This window comes from Microbacterium testaceum (assembly GCF_001476655.1).
Taxonomy (GTDB): domain Bacteria; phylum Actinomycetota; class Actinomycetes; order Actinomycetales; family Microbacteriaceae; genus Microbacterium; species Microbacterium testaceum_C.
In genome coordinates this window covers 1-636 of sequence record NZ_LDRT01000270.1, presented here as the reverse complement: position 1 = coordinate 636, position 636 = coordinate 1, and the positions used below count along the sequence as shown (strand labels likewise).

At 66.7% G+C, this 636-nt stretch carries 1 protein-coding gene; it reads left to right on the top strand.

Features of this window, described 5'->3' with window-relative positions; genetic code table 11:
* Positions 1-636 (top strand): DUF4436 family protein (locus NS220_RS18940; protein ID WP_153004390.1); only part of this gene is annotated, 636 nt, incomplete at both ends.

Sequence of the window (636 nt, the reverse complement as noted above, 5' to 3'; positions counted from 1 at the left end):
GGCGCCGCACCGCCCTCGGTGTGGGCGGGATCGTCGCGATCCTCGCCCTCTACGTCACCGTGGTCGCGCTGTACGCGAGTGGGAGCGACGTGGTGTCGCGCGGCGGCGACGACCCGTCGGCCGACGCGGTGTCGCTGATCCTCACTCCGGAGAAGATGGATGCCGCGACGAGCCGCCTCACGGTGTCGCTGCTGCCGAAGCAAGCGGGCGAGGGCGAGTATACGAACGGCATCACGGTGAGCAAGCCGTTCTACGTGCTGGTGTCGGCTGTCGCGGGATCGACGGCGGTGCAGTACGAGCCGAGCCGCTTGGTCGAGCCGGCCGAGGTGTCGTTCGTGATGGACGGAGCGATCGCCGAGTGGCCGTTCGACCGATACCGGGTGACATCGTTCATGGTCGCGGGTGTGGACGATGAGAAGGCCGAGACGATTCCCCTTCCGACGGCGGTCGACGTGAGCGGGCGTGGTGTGACGGGGTGGGACATCACGATGACCGCGCACGATGCCGGCGACGGACTGATCGCCGTCGACATCTCCGCGTCAAGGTCGGGTGCCACGGTGGCGTTCGGCATCGTGCTGCTGACCCTGATGGTCATCATCCCCACCCTTTCCCTTATACACATCTTACGCTTCCGAA